At 38.4% G+C, this 21877-nt stretch carries 13 protein-coding genes, 2 tRNA genes and 2 rRNA genes (1 of these 17 only partly in view); 4 read left to right on the forward strand and 13 right to left on the reverse strand.

Features of this window, described 5'->3' with window-relative positions; genetic code table 11:
• The 13 genes from EG346_RS02855 to EG346_RS02910 all read right to left on the reverse strand — a co-directional run.
• Positions 1-245: ribosomal RNA gene (locus tag EG346_RS02855) — 23S ribosomal RNA — on the reverse strand; it reaches 2517 nt to the left of the window's first position.
• A gap of 158 nt (positions 246-403) precedes the next feature.
• Positions 404-477, reverse strand: a tRNA-Ala gene (locus EG346_RS02860).
• Positions 478-563: 86 nt separating this feature from the next.
• Positions 564-637 (reverse strand) — tRNA-Ile (locus tag EG346_RS02865).
• 218 nt (positions 638-855) lie between these two features.
• A 16S ribosomal RNA gene (locus EG346_RS02870) occupies positions 856-2372 on the reverse strand.
• Together the 16S and 23S rRNA genes with 2 tRNA genes alongside form the textbook arrangement of a ribosomal RNA operon.
• A 581-nt stretch (positions 2373-2953) precedes the next feature.
• The gene (locus tag EG346_RS02875) at positions 2954-3280 is read right to left on the reverse strand and encodes a VanZ family protein (RefSeq protein WP_262487943.1); all 327 of its coding nucleotides are present in this window, start codon (positions 3278-3280) and stop codon (positions 2954-2956) included.
• A gap of 25 nt (positions 3281-3305) precedes the next feature.
• A complete protein-coding gene (gene gcvH, locus EG346_RS02880) occupies positions 3306-3683 on the reverse strand; it encodes a glycine cleavage system protein GcvH (RefSeq protein WP_073336995.1) in 378 nt (125 codons plus the stop codon).
• Between the two features lie 130 nt (positions 3684-3813).
• Positions 3814-5016, reverse strand: coding sequence for a hypothetical protein (locus EG346_RS25020; protein ID WP_228426563.1), 1203 nt, complete (start codon positions 5014-5016; stop codon positions 3814-3816).
• Positions 5017-5144: 128 nt separating this feature from the next.
• A complete protein-coding gene (gene sov / locus EG346_RS02890) occupies positions 5145-12113 on the reverse strand; it encodes a T9SS outer membrane translocon Sov/SprA (protein WP_123882549.1) in 6969 nt (2322 codons plus the stop codon).
• 57 nt (positions 12114-12170) lie between these two features.
• On the reverse strand, positions 12171-12755 hold the full coding sequence (gene ruvA / locus EG346_RS02895; RefSeq protein WP_123876937.1) for a Holliday junction branch migration protein RuvA: 585 nt from the start codon (positions 12753-12755) through the stop codon (positions 12171-12173).
• Positions 12756-12941: 186 nt separating this feature from the next.
• Positions 12942-13139 carry a bacteriocin-like protein gene (locus EG346_RS25515; protein ID WP_407919916.1) on the reverse strand — a complete coding sequence of 66 codons (198 nt, stop codon included), beginning with the start codon at positions 13137-13139 and terminating at the stop codon, positions 12942-12944.
• A gap of 232 nt (positions 13140-13371) precedes the next feature.
• Entirely contained in the window at positions 13372-15660 is a 2289-nt protein-coding gene (locus EG346_RS02900) for an NADP-dependent malic enzyme (RefSeq protein ID WP_123876938.1), read from the reverse strand.
• Between the two features lie 16 nt (positions 15661-15676).
• A complete protein-coding gene (locus tag EG346_RS02905) occupies positions 15677-16528 on the reverse strand; it encodes a BadF/BadG/BcrA/BcrD ATPase family protein (RefSeq protein WP_123876939.1) in 852 nt (283 codons plus the stop codon).
• A 75-nt stretch (positions 16529-16603) separates the two neighbouring features.
• Positions 16604-16867, reverse strand: a complete 264-nt coding sequence (locus tag EG346_RS02910) for a hypothetical protein (protein ID WP_073335575.1) — start codon at positions 16865-16867, stop codon at positions 16604-16606.
• Between the two features lie 514 nt (positions 16868-17381).
• On the opposite strand from EG346_RS02910, the gene EG346_RS02915 reads away from it, so the two are divergent.
• The 4 genes from EG346_RS02915 (at position 17382) to EG346_RS02930 (ending at position 21432) form a co-directional block, all read left to right on the forward strand.
• Positions 17382-17840, forward strand: coding sequence for a GtrA family protein (locus EG346_RS02915; RefSeq protein WP_073335574.1), 459 nt, complete (start codon positions 17382-17384; stop codon positions 17838-17840).
• A gap of 3 nt (positions 17841-17843) precedes the next feature.
• Positions 17844-18572 (forward strand): lysophospholipid acyltransferase family protein, encoded by a 729-nt coding sequence (locus EG346_RS02920; RefSeq protein ID WP_073335573.1) that lies wholly within the window; start codon positions 17844-17846, stop codon positions 18570-18572.
• A gap of 39 nt (positions 18573-18611) precedes the next feature.
• Positions 18612-20381, forward strand: coding sequence for an MFS transporter (locus EG346_RS02925; RefSeq protein WP_073335572.1), 1770 nt, complete (start codon positions 18612-18614; stop codon positions 20379-20381).
• 91 nt (positions 20382-20472) lie between these two features.
• Complete coding sequence (locus EG346_RS02930) at positions 20473-21432, forward strand: DUF3810 domain-containing protein (protein ID WP_228426565.1); 960 nt, start codon at positions 20473-20475, stop codon at positions 21430-21432.
• Positions 21433-21877 lie beyond the last annotated feature (445 nt).

Genomic DNA, 21877 nt, shown 5'->3' on the forward strand with positions numbered 1-21877 from the left:
TTTCGCTCGCCGCTACTTACGGAATCTCTTCGATTTCTTTTCCTCAGGGTACTTAGATGTTTCAGTTCTCCTGGTTTGCTCTCTAATTAATTAGAGTGACATGTCTTCAACATGCCGGGTTGCCCCATTCGGACATCTGCGGATCAATTCGTGTGTGCCAATCCCCGCAGCTTTTCGCAGCTTACCGCGTCCTTCTTCGCCTCTGAAAGCCTAGGCATCCGCCATACGCCCTTAACGATTTCTTTCCTATTTTTGGTTACTCAAGCGCTTATATGCGCTCGGTTTTTTCTTTGTGATATTTTTACCGTTAATGTCAATGATCTTAATGTCTTTTCTTCTGTCTGATGAACGAATATTGTTTTTTGGCTCTATCCGTAACTTTTAAATCAAACTTCCAAAACTGTGGAGAATAAGGGAGTCGAACCCTTGACCTCCTGCGTGCAAGGCAGGCGCTCTAGCCAGCTGAGCTAATTCCCCCTCTAGTAGACTAAGAGAGTCAAGATGCTAGATTAAAGATTTACATCTTGGCTCTTGCCTCTTTCATCTTCCCGTCTTATAATTAGTAGTCTCGGGCAGGCTCGAACTGCCGACCTCTACATTATCAGTGTAGCGCTCTAACCAGCTGAGCTACGAGACTGTCTTTTAGACTAACAGTCCTAGATCCTAGATACAAGACTTTTGCATTCGTCTTGGTTCTTGGCTCTCGGCTCTTGTATCTCTATCCCTATACTAATTTCTAGTGGGTTGTGTATTTTTATAATATATAGCAACCAAATAAAAAACTAAAGCTTTACTTTAAGCAGAATCAATGTACATTGCTGTACTAATTTTGTTTAACGTCTTTAAGACGCTCTAAAATGAGATGTTCCAGCCGCACCTTCCGGTACGGCTACCTTGTTACGACTTAGCCCTAGTTACCTGTTTTACCCTAGGCAGCTCCTGTTACGGTCACCGACTTCAGGTACCCCAGACTTCCATGGCTTGACGGGCGGTGTGTACAAGGCCCGGGAACGTATTCACCGCGCCATGGCTGATGCGCGATTACTAGCGATTCCAGCTTCATAGAGTCGAGTTGCAGACTCCAATCCGAACTGAGACCAGCTTTCGAGATTTGCATCACATCGCTGTGTAGCTGCCCTCTGTACTGGCCATTGTATTACGTGTGTGGCCCAAGGCGTAAGGGCCGTGATGATTTGACGTCATCCCCACCTTCCTCTCTACTTGCGTAGGCAGTCTCACTAGAGTCCCCAACTGAATGATGGCAACTAGTGACAGGGGTTGCGCTCGTTGCAGGACTTAACCTAACACCTCACGGCACGAGCTGACGACAACCATGCAGCACCTTGAAAATTGTCCGAAGAAAAGTCTATTTCTAAACCTGTCAATTCCCATTTAAGCCTTGGTAAGGTTCCTCGCGTATCATCGAATTAAACCACATAATCCACCGCTTGTGCGGGCCCCCGTCAATTCCTTTGAGTTTCATTCTTGCGAACGTACTCCCCAGGTGGCTAACTTATCACTTTCGCTTAGTCTCTGAATCCGAAAACCCAAAAACGAGTTAGCATCGTTTACGGCGTGGACTACCAGGGTATCTAATCCTGTTCGCTCCCCACGCTTTCGTCCATCAGCGTCAGTTGTTGCTTAGTAACCTGCCTTCGCAATTGGTGTTCTAAGTAATATCTATGCATTTCACCGCTACACTACTTATTCCAGCTACTTCAACAACACTCAAGACTTGCAGTATCAATGGCAGTTTCACAGTTGAGCTGTGAGATTTCACCACTGACTTACAAATCAGCCTACGGACCCTTTAAACCCAATAAATCCGGATAACGCTTGCACCCTCCGTATTACCGCGGCTGCTGGCACGGAGTTAGCCGGTGCTTATTCGTATAGTACCTTCAGCTACTCTCACGAGAGTAGGTTTATCCCTATACAAAAGAAGTTTACAACCCATAGGGCCGTCGTCCTTCACGCGGGATGGCTGGATCAGGCTCTCACCCATTGTCCAATATTCCTCACTGCTGCCTCCCGTAGGAGTCTGGTCCGTGTCTCAGTACCAGTGTGGGGGATCACCCTCTCAGGCCCCCTAAGGATCGTTGACTTGGTAGGCCGTTACCCTACCAACTATCTAATCCTGCGCGTGCCCATCTTTATCCACCGTAGTTTTCAATATCAAATGATGCCATCTGATATATTATGGGGTATTAATCTTCCTTTCGAAAGGCTATCCCCCTGATAAAGGCAGGTTGCACACGTGTTCCGCACCCGTGCGCCGCTCTCAGTCTCCCGAAGGAAACCTACCGCTCGGCTTGCATGTGTTAGGCCTCCCGCTAGCGTTCATCCTGAGCCAGGATCAAACTCTCCATTGTATGTTTTTCCTGACCCACTCAAAGTTTTTTTACGCTTTAGTTTTTTTCTTACTTGGTTGTATATTGTATGTCAATGATCTTTTTTCTTTCCGCAAAACATAGAGAAGCTTTTCTGTCGTTCTGTTCTCTATTTGCGGTTGCAAAAGTAATTATTTATTTCTAAATGACAAAATGTTTTCCAAAGAAAATTTGAAGTTTTTTAAGTAACCTTAACTCCCTGACAAACATCCGTCCTTACTGCTTCTGCGCTCCGTTTAACCGGACTGCAAAGATACTAAAATTTTTAAACCCCACAACTTTTATTTCTAAAAATTAAATGAGATCATTTTTTAGCTCCTATAAAGCTTTTTCATAAATAGTATCGCTTACCTAAAAGCTCTTCTGTGCTACTAATCAACTCTCGTTTTTCAGTGGGGCAAAGATAACAACTTATCACAACGCAAAACAAACTTATTTAACATAAAATTCATACAGCACTCATAATGGGGATAAATACACCCGTAAGATTTTGATTACTAATTATTTATTTAAATAGTGGACTTATCCACAAGGGACGAATACAAAATAGCAGGTATTTTGAGCTAGAAAAAACGCTTAATTAAGATCTTATATATATAGTATCCAATTAAGCATCCAATAGTATCTGCTACAATATCTAGAGATTCCATGGATCTTCCCAAACCCATCTCCTCCTGGAGGATCTCTGTAAGAAAGGCATATATAAGAATGATCTGAAAGAAATAGGAAAATTTGATTTTAGGAAAGGTGGCGATGAAGCAGAAACCCAACATTGCAAATATGCTAAGATGTAAAACTTTGTCAATACCGTCGAACATGAACCAATATTCCTGGTTCTCTTCACCGGGTTTGAGGAGCATATAAGTAAGAAATGCCCAATAAATGGGCAAAATCTTACTAAATATTTTTGAAACCTTATCCAATGATTGCCTGGTATTCTTCTGCAGTAAGCAGTTCCGAATGATCTGCGCCATCAGCAAGTTCTAACTTAATGATCCATCCGTCTCCATAAGGATCTGTATTCAAAAGCTCAGGCTGATCTTCCAATTGTGAATTAAATTCAATCACTTTTCCTGAAATAGGCAAGAATAAATCTGAAACAGTCTTTACCGCTTCTACACTTCCGAAAACAGCTCCTCCTTCAATATCATCATCTACGGTATCTACATCTACGTATACGATATCACCAAGCTCTCCTTGTGCAAAGTCTGTAATACCGATTGTCGCAACATTACCTTCGATCTTGATCCATTCGTGATCTTTCGTGTACTTTAATTCTGATGGTGTATTCATTTTAATTTTTATTTTATACAAATGTATTCAAAATAATAAAAGGTTCAAAGAGCTAATGAATATCTTGAGCAAATTTTAGAGTCAAAATAAAAGATCGCTACAAAAGCAGCGATTGGATCTATGATAATCACTATTTTTTCATGGCTTTTAGTTCCTCTACTTCATTCATGAGCTTGTCATTATTTTCCTGAAGTTTTTTCAACTGCTTATTCTGCTCAATAGTATACAGTGTAAGTTCTTCGATTTTCTGAAGAAGCTTAATCTGAAACTCTCCAATATTAACCCCTTCTTTTTCCATCTGTGCTGCCGATGCAATCTCGGGAAGATGCTTTTTCTCTTTAATATGCTTTTCTATCTCTTCCAGTTTTGGTAAGTTATAGTTTTCATCAAATACAAAATCAGCTGTAGGAGTAAGAGTTACCTTTACTTCTTTTGCTTCGAATTTACCATACAGAGCCATATTTCCATCATCAGAAATCTTAAGCTTTGATCCATAGGATGCTCCATCAGAGGAATAACTCCAAAACTGAAGTGAATTGCCATAAGAACCTGTCATATTGTATAATGCCCATTTCCTTGCTATATTTCCAGAAGTTTTTGAAGGGTTTTCAAGAACAAGAGCTCCTCCCTCATTGGAACTTTCTTTAGAATAAATTGGTGTATTGACCTCAAATCTATCGCTATAAAGAGTGGCTATTTGTTTTTTAATTCCAGTATTAGAGATTAAGTTAAAATTAATATGATTCTCCAACAACCTTATATAAGAACCTCCTAAGTTTGTATTTATACGTGGAAATGATTGCCCAGTACCATAGTTTCTAACATTATTACCGATTCCTACACCGGTATATGTTTCTTGAGGCTCTGAAGCCCAAAGTGATAAATTAGCAGGACTATTTACTCCATCACCAGAAGAATGTAATAAAATGATAGAGTTTTGATGGTCGCCAGAAACAGTAAGTTTTTCGGATGGAGCTTGAGTTCCTATACCTACATTTCCCATAATCGTTTGCTTACCCATAAAATCATTTGCTCCTTTAGTTGCCAATTCATTCCAAGAATTCCAAACATTAAAATCCCCATTTCTTGTTCTGAAAGACATACTGTTTCCATTATAGGCGGAACTGATTTGTGTATCATACTGATTTGTAAAGCCACCAAAACTTATGAGTGAGCCATTCCAAGGTGTTCCAGAAGTTGCATAGGCAAAAGTGTAACCACCCTTAAAATTATCAGCTGAACCAGGGGCTGTAATTGACCCTGTGGGTGACAAGCTCTGCGCTACAGACACTATAGATAATAGGCTAAAAAAAGATAAAGTAATTTTGTTCATATTTTAAAAAATTATGAACAAAGATACCATATAGACTAAGCTATTCCAAAAAACGTGAAATAAAACTAAAATCCCCTTCTTGTATAGAAAGGGATTTTAATTTTAGCAATTATATATTAATTTTTTTCTTAGAAACCACCACCTGAGTCTCCAAATGTAAATGTTGCTGACAGACCAGCTCTAATAGTGGAGAGCGGGAATGCAGTCGATATTTTATATTTTGAAGTCATCTGCTCGTAGAATACTCTAAGGTTCAAGTTTTCAGAGACATTGTAATCTGCAGAAATTTTTATATTCATGAGTTTCTGACCTCCTGTAATCTGGGAGTCATTTAACAAGATATTCATGATTGAAGTTTTACTATCTCTCAATGAGATATCTCCTCGGATGTTAAGGTCACTGCCTTTTCCTCTGGAACCTCTTGTATTAGCCATTCCTAATCTGAAATTTTTCACGATATATCCAAGCCTCACAACATACTCCGAATTAGAATCTTCTGTAAGGGTATGGTTGACTAATCCTAACAACATCATTCTATTTCTGTTATACTGAAGTCCGAACTGCATATTGTTTCTCATGGTAACATCTATCCCGATAAGTGGTGAGAATGATTCAACGTAACCTACCTGTGAGAATGTAAATGGGTTGATATAATCGTTGTTTACATCAAATGCATTTCCTCCCGAAATCCTGTTAAAATAGTCAATACTTGACTGAATTCCTGTTGCAGTATATGTTGCCGTATATCCGTGCAGTAAATCAAATTTTGAGAACTGACCATTGATCATCGGAACATTTCTTAAACCTGAATAGGTAATCTTCCAGTTTGGAATTGGAATTCCAGCTTTCTTCGCATTTCCGATTTGTTTAACAGTTTTTCCTTCGACAGCTGCTCTGAATGCAGGGATCAGTACATAAGCGTTAGCAATACTGTAATGTTCTGCAAAGCCATCAGTGGTCAATACTTCACCTATTCCAAGTTGCTGCGAAAGGATCACTGCATTTTCTCTGATCGCCTGGTAAACAGCCTGGGTTTCTTTAAATGATGTTTTAAGAAGCACAACAGAGTTGGAATAAGTCACCTGATCATTCGCGAATGCATAATCGTGATTGACTGTTCCAAGGTTATTACGGTTGTTGAATCCAGACTGTGAAAAGTTTCTATTGTAATTATGCAATGCACTAAGATCAATTCTAAAATCATTCATCGGAACGATCTGTAAATTGGCCCTTAATTCCCTAGTCGACATTTTCACATAAGGATCGGTCATGTAAGGTGAATCACTTACCCATCCGTTTTCTAACACCGTTCTTCTGATATCAGCCTGAGATCCAAAAAGGAATCCAAGCGTAGGACCTCCCAGAGTCTGACCATAACCATAAAGGTTTGGAGCGGAAAGCAAACCAGGAAGTACTGTTCCATTATTCTCAGTGTAGTTAATATCTAACTGTTTGAATGAGGTCATTACGAAAGCTGCGCTCTGAAGAATCGTCAGTTTATTCTTGAATTTATAACCCTTAAATTTATATCTTTTCTTCTCCCACTGCTGCGTGTATACATTGTTCAGTGAATCGATTTCCTGTTTGCGTTTCTGCAGTTTTGCAGAGATATTTTTAAAGTATTTAAACTGTCCAAAGAATTTGGGAATATCTGCTGTAGCTGTGGCTTGAATGACATTCGTATTCTGCCCGATAGATCCCAGACTTCCTTCCGGACTTGAAAGGAGTGCAGTAGATCTCGCATTCCAGTTGTACGTAAGACCATATCCTATTTCTGCATCGATGAAATCCAAATAGGGAAGGTACTGGAACGGTAGTTTGTAGTTCAGCTGTACTCTATGGTTGTACAATACCGGTCTTCCTGCTCTGAATACATTTCCAAAAATGGATTTATCATTCATCCCATTAACATCCATATTATCATTAAGGGTTCTTGTCGCAGAATTGATTTCAAGTTTTAATGATTTTGTAAAGTTGAATCCTAGACCATACTGCCATCCGAAGAAGAAGTTTCTGTTTTTGATCGCTGCAAAACTATCGCCTGTATTTCCACTTAAGATTGCTTCCAAATTTCTGAATTCAAGCTCGTTGTAATTTCTGTCTACTTCAGTTCTGAAAGATAGTCTTGTGGGAATCGGATTGAAATTAAATTCTTTTACCCATTTCAGATATTTTGTAGATTTTGCCGTATCGCTAATCATTTTGTTAAACGGCTTAATCACCCATGGCTTGAAGGTATAGTTGTAATCAACGTATCCTCTCAGATACTGTCTGTAGTTTCTTGAAGTGTAAATATCTCTAAAATAATCATCATTATACACTGCAGTTACAGAAACGTTTTCAATATCGTAGAATTTAGGTTTTCTATTTGGATTTACCCTTTCCTTATGCATATTGACTACCCCAATACTTCTTTGCTGGGTATAAGTTCTCGCTACTTTCTTCAGTTGTTCTTTATTGGCTGCTTTACTGAATTCCACATCGGTATCAAGAGGATTGTATTTCGGATCCTCAATGGTCTGTGAATAAGAATAGTTTAAAGGAATTTTCATTCCGCTTTTTTCAGGAAGAAATTTATCTACGTTTACCGCCGTATTAATACTGAATGCAGACTGAGTAGACTGATTTCTTTCTGATGGTTTTGAATCTATATTTCCGAAACCTACAGAGGTATAGGAAGCGCTTGTATTTACGGTTGCAAAATCCCCAAGGTTAAAGTTCAAACTTGCGTTACCTGCATACCCTCCATCATTTTCAATTTCAGAAAGGCGAATCTCATTTACCCAAAGGATTCTGGTTATAGCATTGGAACGGGCTGTATTTCTTACCCCGATCATAATCGTTGTAATATTTCCTAAACTTGGACGTCCTTTGATATAAATTCTTTTGGAGTTATCTCCAAAAACATTATCCATTATTCGATCAACAATATTCGATGAGCTTTTATCTCTTCTGATTTTGGCATCTACAAAATTCTGGATTTCAAAATCAACGTTGTTCTCAACAGGCCATATTTCTAAAGGAGTGGTTGCTGTGCTCTGAGTCAACATCATTTCAGATTCATACTCATAATAGTTATCTGTAGCATCACTTCCGAAACGGATGAAAAACTTAGATTCCGGGTCAATACCCTGGTTTCTGCTGGTTGGATCCTGAGCATGTACAAAAAGTTTCAGCTTTTTATATCTTCTCATATCCAGTGTTGTGTTTTTGAACACCCCTCTTGCTTCTCCAGCAAGTCCTTCTACTTTCATGTAAAGTGAAGCTTCATTCTGTCTCTGTGCACCAGCATTTCCACTCAACACCTGTCTGTCGATTCCCGGAGGAAGTACATATGGAGGTTGATTTAACGCATTCTCTTCAATGTTTACACTTCCAACTTCGAAATTATTGTTTTGTGCTATTCCTACTCCTTCCTGCTGTGAAGTTACTGTCGGGCTGGCAATCTGATTTGGATATCTTCTCCAGTCTGATCTTACAAGATCCATTGTCCCGAATCTTATCGTAGACGTATTCTCAAAACCGGCAAGCATTAATCTCGCAAATCTTACATTGTTAAGTACAGAGGCACTTCTCTCTCCTTCGGCTTCAGTTTCTGCATATTTTGAAACCGGAATTCTGAACAGGTACCATTTCACATCTGAAGTCTGTCCGTTCTGGAAAGTAGCTTTTACCGTTTTTACATCTACGACATTATTTTGTCCTAATGCAAGACTCGGCTTATCAAGCTTGATGACATATTCGTTATAACTTTCTGTCTGGTCAAGGTTATAATCTTTGTTGATATCTTCCGCATCAGGAGTCTGAGATGCTACTTCTAAAGAGTTGGCCTGAGAGTTTCCTTCCGGGTTTCTGAAGTATTTGTATCTCTGAACAAGAGATGCTGCCTGACCACCGGTAAATTTATCGGACATGAAAAATACGAAATCGTCTACCGCAGGGTCAACTAAGTTGGTCACCGGGTTAACGAATGTATTTCCAAATCTCATAGATTCCTGATCGGAACTTAAACCGTCATATCCTAAATCCTGGGCTCTTCTGTCATCACCTTCACTTGAGAAGGCATAAAGAATAGGGGGTTGTTTTGGCTGTACTCCCCAGGTAGAAGTAGTGGTAGTAGAAGGTGCTCCCGGAGTGGGAAGTCCGTTTTCATACTGCATCTTACCGTCTTTCAGGATATCTTCAGAAACGTTACCTAGTTGAAGTAGAAGTCTAGCTCTGTCTCCTAAGGTATTGCCATCGGCATAAGGATCCATCATCCAGAATTCAACATATTCAATATTGGAATTGACGAAGTTGGAAACGCTGATGGGTCTCATAATCCCAGCCCATCTGGCAGCGGCTGTTTCGGATCCTGGGTTTACGTTGTAAGGACCTCTTTCCTGCGGATAGTAAGATATATCTAAAGTATTGGTGAAGGTCTGTTCACCTGCCACAAAATCTCTGTTATTATAAATTTCTGAATACTGAACTCTTCTGGAGGCGTGATTGGACACAGACTGTGCCGTAATTCCTGCAGGTGCTCTTCCTCCTACTCCCCAGAATCTCGGGTCAATGTTATACCAGGATAAAAGTCCTCTTCCGTAGCCACTCGTTAAAGCATCATTAGCCGGTGCACCATTAAATGGAGCTGCAAGGTTTTTTTCAGGTCTTGAAGCAAGGCTCCATGCAGCAGGTTCTTTTAAGGAAATTTTAGAAGTCGTCTGTTCGAAATCATCTACATAAGACTGGTCATTTGTTCCTTTATTTAATCCCGGAAGCAAGTAAGCGGCTTCCATTTTAAAGTTCAGATTGGATGGAGCTTCAGTATTGACAAATGGAATTTTATCGGTCAGTCTGGTCAGGAAAGGAATCTGATTGTTATACATCATATTGATCCCTGCCATTGTATTATTAACAGCTTCCTGCCCATAATTTACTTTCTGGGTAAGTGGAGATTCTGAATAGTTAACAACGGTTCCTCCTAATATAAAATTTTCATTGAATCTTCTTTCCAGGTTCAGACCTAAGAATCTTTTTCTCTGGGTATTAAAGGTAAGCTGGTTTTCCAATGAGATATTGATGGCCTGTCCTGACTGTTTAACATTCTCATTAATTACGGTTACTGTACCCAGCATATAGTCTACGGTATAGTCTACTCCTTCTGTCAGCTGAACACCATTGGCAGAAACTTTAACAGATCCCTGCGGAACATTTACGGCTCCAAGAGAAATTCCCTGTCCCTGTGTTCCTTTGTAGCGTCCCTCTATGGTATAACGCTGTGCAAGATTACTGGAAGTAGCGACCTGTTTTTGCTGTCTGTACAGATCTGTAAAAACAAATTGAGGATCGTTCCCGACCTGACTCTGCATAAAACTTCCGAAGGGCTGTACTTTGGTAAAAATAATCCTCCCCGTTTCCGGCCGTATCGTGATTCCATTAACAAAGTCAAAAATACCATCGCCCAGTACGCCTCCACTGGCCTGAATATCACCATTCATGTTAAGACGGTCCCAGTTCAGTAATTTTAGTAAATTTTTATCCTGAACACTGGTCCCCGGCAGATAGTTTACTTTACCTCCGGTTTTGGGATCTCTGTAGAAAACATTAAGAATAAATCCATCCTGAGCTACCTGTCCTGCATCCAGAGAATAGATATTCTTCATCATCAGGTCCCACATTGGAGATTCTGTATTCACTTTGTTGTTTACTCTAAGAACTTTGGTTACCAATACTGGGCTTTCTTCGGAGAATTCCCCGACTTTATACACCTTATTGGAACCATCTGTATAGGAATATGAAACGGCTAAAAGCTGATTTTCGTTCAGCTTCTGATTTAATGAAATGTATCCTAACTGTGGCTGTAGTGTATATTCATTGGCATTCAGCCTTCTTGCTTTTGTGTTAAAAATAAACTGTTCTCCGTTATCGTATGGCTGTAAACTACCAGGGAAACTTTGCCCCTGAAAGGTTGTTGCATAGTTTTTACCTGCTTCTCTTGGCCCTATGGCTGCATTAATCGAGGGATACAATCCATTCTGAGAGTTGTCCGGCAATCCGGAAGCCCCTTCTCCCAAGTCTCTGATCCCGATAATACTTTTCTGATATGCCAGATTACTGTTTCCCTGATCAAGTACCCAGACTTCCAATCTGGTAATGTTTACCGTGGAATTGATCTGTGGATAATTGGCTAATGCATTGTCATAACGGTCCAGGAAATAGTGTCCCAGAAAGAAGTGCTGGTTGTCTTCATAGTCAATCGCATTGACTTTAAAATTGTTCATGACCCCTCCACCCTGTACTACAATATTACGGGCTTCCCCTTGTTGCTGGGAAAGAACGACAGTTCCGTAAGTTTTTCCAAGCTGGAATTCTGTTTTCACCCCGAATAATGACTGAGAACCACGGATAAGACTGGTAGAAAGCGGCATATTTACGTTACCGAATTCTACTCTTTTTATAATTTTATCTTCTCCTCCTGCGCTAGGTTTATCCACATCTCCCAGACCTTTGGACTGAAGATCCTTCCAGTTCCCTTTTGCCTGCCAAACGAGATTCATTCTATTCTCAAATGCGAAACCACTCTGGGTATCGTAATTGGCTTTCAACTGAAGATTTTCTCCTACTTTACCTAATAATCCCAGCTGTATTCTCTGATCAATATCAAAAGTAAAACTGGTCCTGTTTTGTGGCAGGATCAGTGGATTATCAATTTTTTGGTAGAGTCCGGCAAAGTCTAAGGAAGCATATCCGGAAGGGATGATCTCAATTTTATTGCTTCCGAAAATAGTTTCAAACAACTTATTGTTGATCATTAAGGACGGAATAAGCCCTTGTTTCCGGGCATCCGTTCTGTCTCTTCTGAAAAGAAGGCTATATTTATCGGATTTTTCTTTGTAGTAAGCTTTGGTCTGGGTAGCGAGCATAAATTCTTTATACTCTTCAGGAGACATTGCTGTAGGAGGTCCGGTATAGGTATTTCCAATTTTAGGATACACATAATACATTCCGGTTTTTATGTCATAAAAGGCCTCATACCTTGTGGGATCGGCCAGTTGATAATCTTTTTTTATGATCGCAGTATCACGGACCTGTTGTGCAAAGGCATTTACTGACATGCACAGGAACGACAGGAACAGAAATATGTTAAGATGCTTATTATTCGCCACCAAATGTTAAATGTTTTTTAAAATTTGTTTTACCAGTTCTTCTACCGAGATCTCCGGATTCTGCTTCATCATCCGGTCTGCAATCTTCTCGCTCATCCGCTTCGGGATGCCTAAAACTTCTAATGCAGATAACGATTCTTCCTTGACTTTATTATCCACGAATGCAGAAATATTTTCCGCTTCAATGCCGAATTTCTGGACTTTATCCTTCAAATCTACAATGATTCTTTCTGCGGTTTTGGCTCCTATTCCTTTAGCCTTTTGAATGAGGGCGCTGTTCTTGGAAAGGATGGCCGTAGCGATCTCTTCAAGGCTTAAAGTGGAAAGAAGTATAAGAGCAGAAACAGCTCCTACTCCGTTAACGCTTATTAACAGATTGAACATTTCTTTTTCTGAACGAGTGTTAAATCCAAAGAGAAGATGGGCATCTTCCCGGATGATCTGCTGAATATATAAGAATGCAGGCTTATTCAGGGCCAGGGCCTGGGAGGTCATCAAACTAATACCTACATAGTAACCAACTCCTTGTACATTGATTACTGCGTAAGTGGGCGTAAGTTCTTGAACGCTGCCTTGTAAGGAAAATATCATTATTAATTTTTAAAACTCCCAAATATAGCAATTTAAACTAATTAATATTTTCATTTCATGCAGGAATGATTTTTAACTTAAATTTTGATCGTAAATTCAATGAATTAATACAAAAACAATCAATACAAAAAACCCATCCAAGTGGACAGGTTTTATAATAATATAGAATTGAGGTCAATAAATATTCTAAGGATTTATATCCAAACACATACTTATATTACATGCCCCATTCACACAAGTTGGTGAGCACCCTACTAAACACAGCTGTCCTTGAGACGGAAGGCAATAATACCCTCCTTCCGGAGATTGAATAGGCTGACTTCTTGGTCCTCCGCCATTGATTTGTTTCAAATTTTCTCTTGATAGTTTTTGAATGTTTTTCATTGTAAATAGTTTTTAATTACAAGTAAATATATTTATTTTTCTGTAAAATAATAAATATATTTCAATAAATTATTTACTATTTCACTTTTTTAGGAGTAATGAAAGATTACAGCTGCTGAATCTGCATTTTCAGACAAGTCTATATGCGCATCTTTAAGGATGTTTAAACAATAAAAAAAGCAATACACTCAATTTTGTGTACTGCTTTTTATCTATAAAAGATGATTATTTATTACTTCTTATTTTCTCTTCTTTGGGCATCAAGTACTGCTACAGTGGCCAGGTTTACGATCTCATCTACACTTGAACGCATCTGTAAAACGTGAACCGGTTGTTTTAGTCCCATTAAGATTGGTCCTATCACCTGTGCTACTTTCATTCCTCTGATGATCTTGTAAGAAAGGTTGGCACTTTCAAGATTTGGGAAAACAAAGGTATTGGCAGGCGTTGTTCCTAATTTTGAGAATGGATAATCACTCAAATGATCTGCATTCATTGCAAAATCGGGTTGAATTTCCCCATCAACAACCATTTTAGGATATTTCTCGTGAAGGATGCTTACCGCTTTGGCTACTTTTTTGGAGGTCTCAGAGATTGCCGCAAAGTTTTCGAAACCAAGCATGGCAATTCTAGGTTCTATTGCAAAAGATTTTACTGTGATTTCTGCCATTTTAGCAATATTGACAAGGTCTTCAGCGGTAGGATTCTGATTGATGGATGTATCTGCAAAGAAAATAGGTTTCTTCTCTGAAAGAATCATCATCATCGCTGCCACTTTATCTACTCCTTTATCTTTTTCAATCACTTCTAAAACTGGACGAAGTACTGAGGTATAGTTTTTAGAGAAACCTACAATAAGTCCGTCTGTATCTCCGTGTCTCAACATTAAAGGACCGAAATAATCTCTCTGACGTACATATCTTTTCGCTTTGTACTCGTTCATGCCTTTTCTCTGACGAAGTTTCCAAAGTGTTTCTCTGTATCTTTTTCTGTTCTCTTTCTGATCGTCATCACTTGGATCGATAATCGGAATATCCAGATTGATGCCGAAACGTTCCATCTGTTCTTTGATGTATTTTTTATCTCCTAAAAGACTTGGGAATGCAATTCCTTCTTCGTAAAGAATCTGCGCTGCTTTCAATACGTTGTATTCTTCAGCATTTCCTAAAGTGATTCTCTTCGGATTCGATTTGGCACGGCTCTGCATCATTCTTACCAGCTTCTCATCTCTTCCCATTCTGTCTAGCAGCTGGGTTTCGTATTCTTCGAAGTCTTCAATGGTTTTTCTGGCAATACCACTTTCGATAGCTGCTTTTGCTACAGCACTGGATACTTTGGTGATCAGTCTGTTATCAAACGGTTTTGGAATAAAATATTCTCTTCCAAACTGTAAGTTCTGAACATTATATGCCAAGATTACAGCTTCCGGTACCGGTTCTTTTGCAAGATCAGCGATAGCATGTACGGCCGCCAGCTTCATTTCCTCGTTGATTCCTTTTGCCTGAACGTCTAATGCTCCGCGGAAAATGTAAGGGAATCCCAATACATTGTTCACCTGGTTAGGATAGTCACTTCTTCCTGTTGCCATGATCACATCTTTACGGGTTTCAAGAGCCACGTCATAAGCGATCTCAGGATCCGGGTTAGCCAAAGCAAAAACGATAGGATTCTCCTTCATGCTGGAAAGCATTTCCGGAGTCATTACATTTCCTTTTGACAGACCAATGAAAACATCAGAACCTTTTACGGCATCTTCCAGTGTATCGATATCGGTATTGGCAATGAAATCTATTTTTTCAGGGGTAAGATTCTCTCTTTTATGATTGATCACTCCTTTACTGTCGCACATTAAAACATTTTCTCTCTTCAGACCTAAAGAAATGTATAAGTTGGTACATGCAATGGCAGCCGCTCCGGCTCCGTTCACGACCATTCTTACTTCTGCGATATTTTTATTGGCGATTTGCAGTGAATTGATCAGTGCAGCGGCTGAAATAATAGCCGTTCCGTGCTGATCATCGTGCATTAAAGGAATATCAAGCTCTTCTTTCAGTCTCTGCTCGATGTAGAAAGCTTCCGGTGCTTTAATATCTTCAAGATTGATTCCTCCGAATGTAGGCGCAATCCCTTTTACAATCTGAATAAATTTGTCCGGATCTTTTTCATCGATTTCAATATCAAAGACGTTGATATCTGCAAAGATCTTGAACAAAAGACCTTTTCCTTCCATTACCGGTTTTGAAGCTTCAGCTCCGATATCACCAAGACCTAAAACAGCCGTTCCATTGGAAATTACTGCCACAAGGTTTCCTTTTCCTGTGTAGTCGTAAACGGTTTCAGGCTTATCGTGGATTTCCATACAAGGAACTGCCACCCCTGGTGAGTATGCCAATGATAAATCTCTTTGAGAAGAGTGAGGCTTCGAAGGAATCACTTCGATTTTTCCTTTAGGTTCGGCTTTATGATAATCTAACGCGGCCTGATTAAAGTTCTTTTCGTCGCGGTGGGTTTTACTTGACATAGAATTTTGTTTTTTATTAAAGTATATACTTAATATGGTAATCTACTAAACTTTCGATTGGTTTCTGGACAACATGCCCAACAGTTAAATGTAATTCTTCCGCCACTGAGCGTAGAATATCTTCGTAATAATAAGCGATAGAGCCGATGAAATTGATCTCGGCCTCTTTTGATTCTTCGTAGGGAATCACCTGGTATTCAAAGAAATCTTTCATCTCTTTATATACCATATCTTTAAAATAAGGATGATCCTTTCTTTCGATGACAAATTTATTGAAATCGGCAAGATAGGCATTAGGCCTCGGACTGTGATACATATTTTGCAATGCATCTTCCACAGTCAGTGTATAATTCTGCTCAAATTCTGCAAGAAGATCTGAAGGCAGCTTTTGCATAAAGTATCTGCGTACCAGCTGTTTTCCAATAGCACTTCCGCTTCCTTCGTCTCCAATAAGAAAACCAAGGGAAGGAAGTTTTATTTTAAGGTTTTCGCCATCAAAATAGCATGAATTTGAGCCTGTTCCTAAAATGCAAACTACGGCAGGTTTCCCGCCGTAAGCAGCATACGCTGCAGCCATAAGATCCTCTTTCACTACAACTTCAGCTTTTGTGAATATCTTTTTCAGCTCTTCTTCTATAGTTTCGCAGTTTTTTTTCACACCACATCCTGAACCATAAAAGAAAATCTTGGTTATGGAATTTCTGACCAATATAAGGCTGCTGTTCTTTTCTATTTCAGGAACGATAAGTTCCCTGTTGATAAAATTAGGATTAAAGCCGATAGTTTCTGTTTTTAAAAACACTTTTTTGAAGTCATCCAGGATCACCCAATCTGATTTGGTAGAACCACTATCAACAATAGCAACCATATTTTACATTTTAGTTTAAGGATGCTAAATTATGAATTTATCTTCAAATAGCGTTTAAAAACAGACTGGAAGCTTCTAATGTTTTATATCAGCTTTTTGATTATTAAACTTGATCAGCCAGTCTTCAATTTCGTCCTCAAGATAAGAACTCTGAAGCATAATGGCATTGATAAAATCATCTGGAACAGGCTGGTCTGTGGAGTTTTCAAGGTTCCACAATTCGTCTGCCATATTTTCATATTCTGAATACACTCTTTTGAAGCGGGAATTCTCTCTCTCAAGAGCCTCAATATTTTTTTGCTGAAGCTGGAATTTTCTGTATTTGTTTTGACTTTTCATACAAATATTGTTATAAATTGGGTCGTAAAAATTAAGGTAGTATGCGTTATAGTGCGCATTACAAGATAGAAAAAACCATCAACACAAGAAGTTGAAAATGAATTTATTATCAGGTTATAATCACATCATTCTGAATATTAAATTTAGAAATTATTTTGATTCAAAAAAAAAAATTAACAACTTTTTTCAATGTTTAACATCTATTTATCACAATACCGTAGAGCTAAAAATCACTTAGTAATGTGAATGCCTTTAGCCTAGACCGATTGTCATGATGTTTGATCACTTTATAAAATTTCATAAAGTAATTTCTCTCATTTTTTTTAACTCATTACACAAAGTTTTTGCAAGACTAAATCTCCTCTTTAACTACCGAAATCTGTTTTATCGAAGGCTAAAAAAACACCTATTTCATTACCTGTCAGTACAATGAAGTAAATTTCTATTTTAAAATGACCTTTTATTCTTACATTATTAACATATAATTATAAATTTGCATCTTCATATCTATTGAATGAGAGAATTACTAATACGCCAGAAACAGGTTTTGTTCTTCATTATAGCCGGAGGGCTGAGTGCTGTTGTAGAAATTGGAAGCTTCAAGGCATTCAGTACTTACCTTCCCCACTTTTTTGCCAGAGAAACCAATTTTCATGGCATTCATTATCCTTTAAGTAATATTCTCTCCACCAGCTGCGGGATCATCACGAATTACTTTTTAAGTATCTGGTTTGTCTTTGAAAGAGGAAAGCATTCTAAGAAAAAAGAATTTGCATACTTTATGGGTGTTTCTTTTGTTTCAACATTGGTAAGTTTAGGATTTTTCCAGATTTTTTACAGCTTTATATTTAAGGACAATATCAATTTAATTTTTTATACCTTAAGCCCGGAAATGATCAGTAAGATTGCGGCAATCCTGCTGGTTTCCATTCTTAATTATTCAGTGAAAAAGAAAGTAATTTTTAACGGTTAGGCTGTGACAAAAATTTTAAATTATCTCTGGAGATTCTGGTTGCTGCTACTGGCATTTGTCTTAACAGTTACAATGGGAATCCCTGTTTACATTTTATCTTTCAATAAAAAGCATTACAAATACGCTTACCGGTTTATCCGCATCTGGTGTTTCGGGATGTTTTACGGGATGGGTTTAAGGTATGATCTCATCAATCTTTCTGATCAGAAAAAAGACAGAAACAAACCATACGTTTTCATTTCGAACCACACATCGATTATGGATATTATGCTCACCTGTATCCTGATGCCTGATCACCCTATTTGTTTTGTGGGAAAGAAAGAACTGGTGAAAATACCGATTTTCGGTACCATATATAAAAGGATATGCGTGATGGTAGACCGGAGCAGTGCCAGAAGCCGTGCAGATGTGTACAGAAGATGCGCTGAAAAAATGGAAGAAGGAAACAGTATTGCTATATTTCCTGAAGGGGGCGTCCCGGATGATACTACTATTATTCTTGATGAATTTAAAGACGGAGCATTTACTTTATCTTTCAAACACCAGTCGCCGATCGCAGTATATACCTTTGTGGGTCTGAAAGAAATTTTCCCTTTCGACAGTTCAAAAGGCTATCCGGGACGGGTCAAGGTATATTTCAACGGAATCCTGCAACCCTCAGGTTCTCCGAAAGATCTAAAAACAGAAGCTTTTGAGGAGATAAAAAAAACGCTGCTGGAACACTCTATATAAAAGAAATAGTTATATTTGTTTGCGAAATTTTTAACAAACATGTCTAAAACAAATCAACCGACTAATTACCCTGCACTATACACCCTGGTGCTTGTATTTTTTTTCTGGGGTTTTATTGCAGCCGGCAATAGTATTTTCATCCCCTTTTGTAAAAACTATTTTTCCCTTGACCAATTTCAGTCCCAATTAATAGACTTTGCATTTTATACAGCCTATTTTCTTGGAGCGTTATTGCTGTTCATATCCAGTACAATTAAAGGGATTGATATTATAGGCAAATGGGGATACAAAAGGAGTATTGTCTACGGACTGCTTCTGTCAGCTGTAGGAGCTGCGATTATGATTCTGGCCGTTAAAGCCAATGTCTATTACGGAATGCTCATTGGACTTTTCGTTGTGGCCCTAGGTTTTTCCATTCAGCAAACTGCTGCCAACCCTTTTGCAGTACTTTTGGGAGATCCCAAAACAGGGGCCAGCAGACAGAATTTAGCTGGAGGAATCAATTCCTTTGGAACATCAATCGGGCCCATTATCGTAGGACTTGCTCTTTTTGGAACAACGGCCACCGTAGATGACGATCAGATCAAACATCTGGCGCTGGATAAAGTAATTTTACTGTATACCGCGGTAGGAGCTTTATTTTTAATTGCTGCCGGAGTTTTCTATTTCTCTAAAAAACTTCCTGACGGAATCTCTAATGAGCCCATGGAAAAAGCTGGAAAAGCAAGAAAAACTTTGATCGCCATGACGATATTGGTTATCTTATTTTTCATTCCGGTATTCAGCAGCTACAATTCTGAAGAAGCTAAAAAAATTGAAGTATTAAGCAGTGAGATTTCAGTGCTGGACTCTAGTTTGAAAAAAGAGACCGATGCTACAAAAACGGCTGAATTCAAAACACAGATCGATCATAAAAAAACAGAACTTGAAACGATAAAACATCCTCTTGAAAAAGAAAGAATGATTTACCTGGGAGGGGCATTGCTTTCTGTTATCGTTTGTCTTCTTTTTGCCAACACCCGTTCGAAAAAGAATCCGGAGGGCTGGGGCGCTATGAAGTATCCACAGCTTGTATTGGGAATGATCGCCATTCTCTGCTATGTGGGAGTAGAAGTTGCAATAGGAAGTAATCTGGGAGAGCTATTAAGTACACCGGCATTCGGCGGACATCAGTCTTCGGACCTTGCTCCTTATATTTCGATGTACTGGGGAAGTTTAATGATCGGAAGATGGACTGGTGCCATTGCTGTATTTAATCTGAACAAACAGCAGCAAACCATTGCTACCATTGTTGTGCCTTTTGTGGCATTCTTAGTGATTATCGGAATCAATACGGTTGCTCAGAAAGACATGTCACACCTTTATTTCTATGCTATCTGTATTGCGATTCAGGTTATTTTATTCCTGATCAGCAAAAACAAACCAGCTGCAACACTTACTATTTTCGGATTGTTTGGAGTAACAGCCATGATCGTAGGACTTCTTACCACTGGAAATATAGCTATTTATGCATTCCTTTCCGGAGGTCTTGCCTGTAGCATCATGTGGCCATCAATCTTTACTTTAGCAATTACCGGCTTAGGAAAATATACTGCTCAGGGGTCAGCATTCCTTGTGATGATGATTCTAGGGGGAGGTATTATTCCACCGCTACAGGGTAAATTATCTGATATTATCGGAATCCATAATTCCTATTTTATTCCTGTGCTTTGTTTTGCATATATTGCATTATTCGCATACATCACCAAGAAGGCTTTGTCTAAACAGGGAATTAATGTTGATATTTTAGAATCTGATGGAGGTCACTAATACAACAAAAACAATAAATAAGAAAAGATTTTGGGCAGGTGCATTACTTGCCCAATTTCTTTTGTTCTATGCTTTCTCTAAAATGAAAGTAATGATTGCATTTTTTGAATGGTTCTTTGAAATGCAGAAGAAAATTCATCAACTGCTTTTTAGCTGGATCCCATTTTCTTTCGGAGATCTTATCTATATCCTTTTAGGCGTTTTTCTTTTATACTCCCTTATTCTATGTTTTAAAAAGACAAGCAGAAACAGATCGATCTTAAGGCTTCTTACCGTCCTTAATATCTTCTACTTCATTTATCAGATCTGTTGGGGCATGCTGTACTTTCAGACTCCTGTTATCAAGAAACTGTCCAGCCAGAAAGAACCGGAAGTTGGTAAAGCAAAAGTACTGGCTCTCCTCTATCTTAAAAAATGCAAAGCGACCAGGCAATCTGTACGGGAAGATAAAAATGGAGTATTCATTATTACTGATCTGAATGCTATACAAACTGAAATTCTTCGCCAACAGGCGCAACTTCCAAAATATATTTCCGATAAAGAAGCACCACAGATCAATGCTTTCAAACCCAGTCTTTTTAAAAGTGTGATGAATTTTACCGGAATATTAGGGTATTACAATCCTTTTACTGCAGAAGCACAATACAATGCTGAGCTTCCCCATACCTTTATTCCATTTACTTCTGCTCATGAAAGCTCACACCAGCTGGGTTTTGCAAGAGAACAGGAAGCCAATTTTGTGGGTTATCTGATTGGTGTCAATTCTAAAAATAATGATCTGAGATACAGCACTGAATATTTTACTTTAAAAAGCCTTTTAAGATTTATTGCTGAGGAAGATCCTGCCTTTGTCAAAAATATTCTCAACGAATATTCTCCAGCCATGAAAAGAGACAGAAGGTATGAAAGAAGTTTTATCTTCAGACACCAGGGCTGGCTTGATGATTTCTTTGGGTTTACCAATAACCTGTTTTTAAAAAGTAATCAGCAGGAAGGAGCTGTTACTTATTCTTACTTTATTGATCTCTTACTGAACTACGAAAAGTCATAAACAAAAAAAAGAATCGTATCAGGCGATACGATTCTAAAAACACAAATGATGAAAAAAAATTTATTACCTTGACTTGTTCCCTCATTCAAGGAGATGTAAAAGTACAACATATTTTATAAATACAAAAACATTTCCCTCCTTTTTTAAAACTTTAAGAAAACTTTATGATTTTTTAAGTTTTTTTGAGTTTATCTTCAAAAATTATAATTTTACAAAAACAACCAATTCAACAATAATTCGCTACCTAATCATGTTCCAGAGCGTTAAAACCCCATAAAACTAAACAATTGTTTAATAATATCGTATTGCATTTCCATTCGATTTTGAATATCAAAAAATTAGAGTTATTCTTGTTTTAACAGATACAAATGACTGTTAAAAGAGTAATAATTCTATTTATAAATTAGTTCTCTTTTACTCACTTAGAAGATTTTTGATATGCTTA

Origin of the sequence: Chryseobacterium carnipullorum, from assembly GCF_003815695.1 — a bacterium.
GTDB lineage: Bacteria > Bacteroidota > Bacteroidia > Flavobacteriales > Weeksellaceae > Chryseobacterium > Chryseobacterium carnipullorum.